The sequence below is a fragment of the Streptomyces sp. LS1784 genome (assembly GCF_020103755.1).
GTDB lineage: Bacteria > Actinomycetota > Actinomycetes > Streptomycetales > Streptomycetaceae > Kitasatospora.
Genome location: NZ_JAHSQD010000679.1, coordinates 1 through 3,955, shown reverse-complemented (window position 1 = coordinate 3,955; position 3,955 = coordinate 1). Strand labels below are relative to the sequence as shown.

7 protein-coding genes are annotated in these 3,955 nt (G+C 67.2%); 3 read left to right on the top strand and 4 right to left on the bottom strand.

All coding sequences use genetic code 11. The features are described from left to right. Both KS423_RS40380 and KS423_RS40375 read right to left on the bottom strand, forming a co-directional pair. Window positions 1–203 (bottom strand): transposase (locus KS423_RS40380; RefSeq protein ID WP_224284710.1); only part of this gene is annotated, 203 nt, incomplete at its 3' end. Window positions 204–314: 111 nt separating this feature from the next. Continuing rightward, window positions 315–500, bottom strand: coding sequence for a type IV toxin-antitoxin system AbiEi family antitoxin domain-containing protein (locus KS423_RS40375; protein ID WP_224284709.1), 186 nt, complete (start codon window positions 498–500; stop codon window positions 315–317). Here KS423_RS40375 and KS423_RS40370 point away from each other — a divergent pair. Next, entirely contained in the window at window positions 474–1,043 is a 570-nt protein-coding gene (locus tag KS423_RS40370) for a hypothetical protein (protein WP_224284708.1), read from the top strand. The genes KS423_RS40375 and KS423_RS40370 overlap by 27 nt on opposite strands. A 539-nt stretch (window positions 1,044–1,582) precedes the next feature. Further along, window positions 1,583–2,149: a hypothetical protein gene (locus KS423_RS40365; protein WP_224284711.1), complete on the top strand. Its 567-nt coding sequence runs from the start codon at window positions 1,583–1,585 to the stop codon at window positions 2,147–2,149. Here the strand turns inward: KS423_RS40365 and KS423_RS40360 are convergent. Both KS423_RS40360 and KS423_RS40355 read right to left on the bottom strand, forming a co-directional pair. Further along, entirely contained in the window at window positions 2,117–2,665 is a 549-nt protein-coding gene (locus KS423_RS40360; RefSeq protein WP_224284707.1) for a S1 RNA-binding domain-containing protein, read from the bottom strand. The genes KS423_RS40365 and KS423_RS40360 overlap by 33 nt on opposite strands. A gap of 139 nt (window positions 2,666–2,804) precedes the next feature. Beyond that, on the bottom strand, window positions 2,805–3,149 hold the full coding sequence (locus KS423_RS40355) for a hypothetical protein (protein WP_224284706.1): 345 nt from the start codon (window positions 3,147–3,149) through the stop codon (window positions 2,805–2,807). A 149-nt stretch (window positions 3,150–3,298) separates the two neighbouring features. Here KS423_RS40355 and KS423_RS40350 point away from each other — a divergent pair, with 149 nt between their 5' ends. After that, window positions 3,299–3,709, top strand: coding sequence for a hypothetical protein (locus KS423_RS40350; protein WP_224284705.1), 411 nt, complete (start codon window positions 3,299–3,301; stop codon window positions 3,707–3,709). Window positions 3,710–3,955: the final 246 nt, after the last annotated feature.

The following is a 3,955-nucleotide window of genomic DNA, read 5'->3' as shown; positions in this document are numbered from 1 at the left end:
GGAAAGTCGTGCGGCAGAAGCCGCCACTGACACCCCGTCCGGTTCTGGTAGAGCAATGCGTTCACGACCTCCCGCAAGTCGGTGGAGCCCGGATCCCCGGTCGCCGAGCGCGACACCCGATCCTGCTTCCATGCGGTGACCAGCGGCTCGATCAAGGCCCACTGCCTGTCGGACAAGTCCGTTGAGTACGGCATCCGTTCCATGCCCCAACAGCATCATGCACACGACACGCGAGTCAGCCTGAACGACTCCGTACACACGAACGGGCGACACCAGATCATCCAGAAACGGACTTAACGTCCTCTGAGAGGACGTTAAGTCCGTTTCTGGTAGATGCCTCGTCCGGGTTGGGTGAGGAAGCCCTGGCGGGTGAGGCGTCCGAGGCGGGAGCGGGTGACATTCAGGGAGGGGTCGTCGGTGGGCCAGCTGAGGAGTTCGTGTAGTTCGCGGACGCGGAACGGCTGGTCGGGGTGGTGGTTGAAGGTGTCCAGTACCTCCACCTGCTCGGGCACTCCTTCGGCGGCCGGTTCCTCTGCGAGGCCGTCCAATACGCGGCCGACCGCCCGGCCGGTCCCCCGGTGCTGAGCTGGTCTTCCCGGCCCGGCGACCCGAGCCGTCCGTTCACCGTCGACAGCGCCCTGGTCTTCCAGATGGCCGCGCCCCGCGACGCCTTCACCCGGCTATTCCCCCGGCTGTTCCTCGGCCCCGGCCGGGCCGGCGCCCCGCTACGCGGCCCGCTGGTCCTCACCCACTCCCGCTGGGACCGCGCCACCGGCTTCTGGCACCTGCGCGCCGAGGGCCTGCCGGGCATCGGCCACTCCGGCACCGGCTCCGCCCCGGTCCCCCAGTTCAGCACCCGGCTCCGCCCGGCGGACTCGCCGTACCCGCACGCCGAACTCGACCACCCAATCGTCAACATCGACGCCGGTCACGTCTACCGGGGCGGCCTCGCCACCCGGCTGCAGCCCTCCGGCGCGCATTCCGACTTCCAGCACCCGGAATCCGCCCACCTGCTGCTCAGCCTCGCCGCCCACTCCCGCTGAGGCGGGCTCCACGCTCGGGGGGGTGCCCCTCCACCGGATCTGGGACGGCGTGGGGAAGGGACGCGAACACAGCGCCGGCTCGCGGCGCCCCTGAGCAACCGAAGGGCCGAGGCGGGGATGCCGGACGGCCGTGAAGCCGCACACTCCGTGCAGAGCGTGACGATCCCGCTGTAGCGGTAGTTCGCCCGGCCCCGGGAGATCGTGTACACCGTCAACTTCTCCTGCAGGGTCGGCTGGTGGCAGCGCGGGCAGACAGCCTGGACCGACTTGCCCCACGGGCGCTTGGGGTCGAGCGTGGTGACCGCCACGACCATCAGGACCACCGACAGGCCGGTCCCGACAAAGCCGCTACCTGCCACACGCCCTTGCCGGACTCCCGCCGGTCGATCATCTGGTCGTAGTCGAAGGTGCCCCCGCCGCCGTTGATGCTTGAAGCGCGAACCTTGATAAACCGCTTCCCAGTAGGAAAACGGCTGGGTGAGCCCGTCGAGGACGGGTACGGTGCCGGGCAGGACTGAGGGGGTGGGCCGGTGAAGCCGATGTTGCTGGTGGATGTGGACGGGCCGTTGAATCCGTACGCCGCGAAGCCGCACGAGCGGCCCGAGGGCTATGCGACACACCGGCTGTTGACGCCACGTTGGGAGGCGGCCGAGCGTAGGCGACTGACTGAGTGGGGGCTGCCGAACAAGCGGGTCAAGCCGTTGCGGGTATGGCTCAACCCCGATCACGGGGCAGCGCTTGCCGCGCTTCCCTTCGAACTGGTCTGGGCAACGACGTGGGAGGAAGAGGCCAACGACTTCGTCGCACCGGTCCTGAGGTTGCCTACTCTGCCGTTCATCGCGTGGCGATCGCCGCGACCGGAGCCTACCGGTGGGGTGTTCTGGAAGACACCGGAGATCGTCGAGTGGGCCAAGGGCCGAGAGTTCGCCTGGATCGACGATGAGATCACCGACGCGGACCGGGCCTGGGTGGCTGAGCATCACCCCGCCCCGGCCTTGCTGCACAGGATCGATCCGCGGCGAGGGCTGTTGTCGGACGACTTCGCTGTGCTTGAGTTATGGGCAGCGCTGACGTCACGGCAGGTCGAATGGCGCCCAGCTGGCTGACAGGGTGATCCGGCGCCGTTCGAGGTCGACGCCGCAGATTCTCACCGGGATCTCCTGGCCCTCTCGGACGGCTTGCACGGAGTCTTCGATGGGTTCGTCGGACAGTTCTGCAAGGGGGACGAGCCCCTCGATGCAGTGGGCGAGGCGGACGAACGCCCCGATCGGGGCGAGTTTGGTGACGTGGCCGATGGCGATCTGGCCGATGCGGTCGGCAAACTGCGGCAGCAGATCTTCGTGCTGGATCCACTCCGTGAACTTGATCTTCACTTGGTGGTTGTGATCGGCATGCCAGACCACCTCTCCCGACACCTGCACACCGACGTGCGGGAGGGTTGCGCATCTGGGCATGGCGGTGATCTCGGCGAGTCCGACCGCGTCGGGGTGCTGGTCAATGCTGAGGAAGACACCGAAGCGCTGGCGGCCGATGACCCGGCCCGTGATCTGGGTTCCGATTGGTAGTGCCTGGCATGTCGCGGACCACGCCGCCCTGGCCCGGGCTCCGACTACCCAGCTCACGGACCGACGGGGCCAACTGCGAGCGAGTTACTAAAAGTAGTGGGCAACAGTCTCGGCGTCCGGGCGTATCCGGGTGTGTCGCACCGTCACCGTGGTGTCGATCAGCCGCCGGCTCGCACCATGAACAACGCGGCCCAACTCAGCTGGCCTCAAGGGCATCCGCCCGCCTCGTCAGGTCCGCCGCGACGCCATCCCAGTCCGGTCCGTGCAGCCACAAGTTCTCGGCAGCCTCGCGCATCAGCGCCGGCTCATCAGGTCGCTGCAGGAGCGCCAACCGGTAGGACAGGTTGCGAACCCAGACCGGCAAACGACCATCGACCACGTGCGGGCAGAGCTCACGGAGCATGGCGAGGATCGAATCCGCGTCAGCGAACGTCAGTTCCTCGACGAAGTAGTGCTCCCGGTGGTCGAGGTCGCACTCAGGCGTCGGTCCGAACTCGTCTCCGTAGAGACACCGGGCGTGCTCCGTCAAGGTGCTGTGCATGTCCTGGAGCTTATGACGCCTTGACCCGCCGGAACGAACCTTGGGCCTGTCCCGGCGATCATCTGGACGGTGTCCCGGTGGTACTTTGACCGGAAATCGCGGGAGGGGTGGGCAGCCAGGTGGACAGTGATCGGCGGCATGCAGCTGTCATGGCACTCGGTGAGCTCGGGCAAAGCCACGACTACCGTGACCGGGCGGATGCCGGTCACGGCCTGGCAGGCTTCGCCGAGATGCAGGAGGCCCTCGGGCCATTGCTGGAACTCGTGCTCGACCCGGCTGACACCTTCGTCACCCGGGTGACCGCGGAAGCCGTGCTTCGGCGAAAGGACAGGATCGGGTTGGCGGTAGTCGCCTCCGCACTGGCAGTCGCCGACTCCAATCACAGCGATTGGATCCACACCGCAATCCTCGATGTGTTCGGCATCTCCTCCGAGGACCGGGACAACGCGCTGCAGCTGTGCGAGGAGATGTTGCGGGACACTGGCGACCGCGGTTCCCTGGGGGCTCGTCAGCTGCACGAAATCCTGGCCGAGATCGACCCTGTTCTTCGCCCCGTGTAGCACGGGGTGGACGCTGCCGTGAGAGCACGGGTGTTCGGATCTCCATCCGGGCATCCTGCCGGGTCGGCTCCATGAGCGGCCCGGCATTTCGCCGGCCGATGATTCGGAACACGCCAGCGCTCACTCCTCAGAGGGCGTTAAGTCCGTTTCTGGTAGCGGCCTCGTTCGGGTTGGGTGAGGAAGCCTTGGCGAGTGAGTCGTCCGAGGCGGCTGCGGGTGATGTTTACGGACGCCTCGTCTGTGGGC

Excerpts from the sequence above, each read along its gene's own strand:
- KS423_RS40355 (WP_224284706.1), bottom strand. The coding sequence starts at position 3,149 with ATGCACAGCACCTTGACGGAGCACGCCCGGTGTCTCTACGGAGACGAG.
- KS423_RS40365 (WP_224284711.1), top strand. The coding sequence starts at position 1,583 with ATGTTGCTGGTGGATGTGGACGGGCCGTTGAATCCGTACGCCGCGAAG.
- KS423_RS40350 (WP_224284705.1), top strand. The coding sequence starts at position 3,299 with ATGGCACTCGGTGAGCTCGGGCAAAGCCACGACTACCGTGACCGGGCG.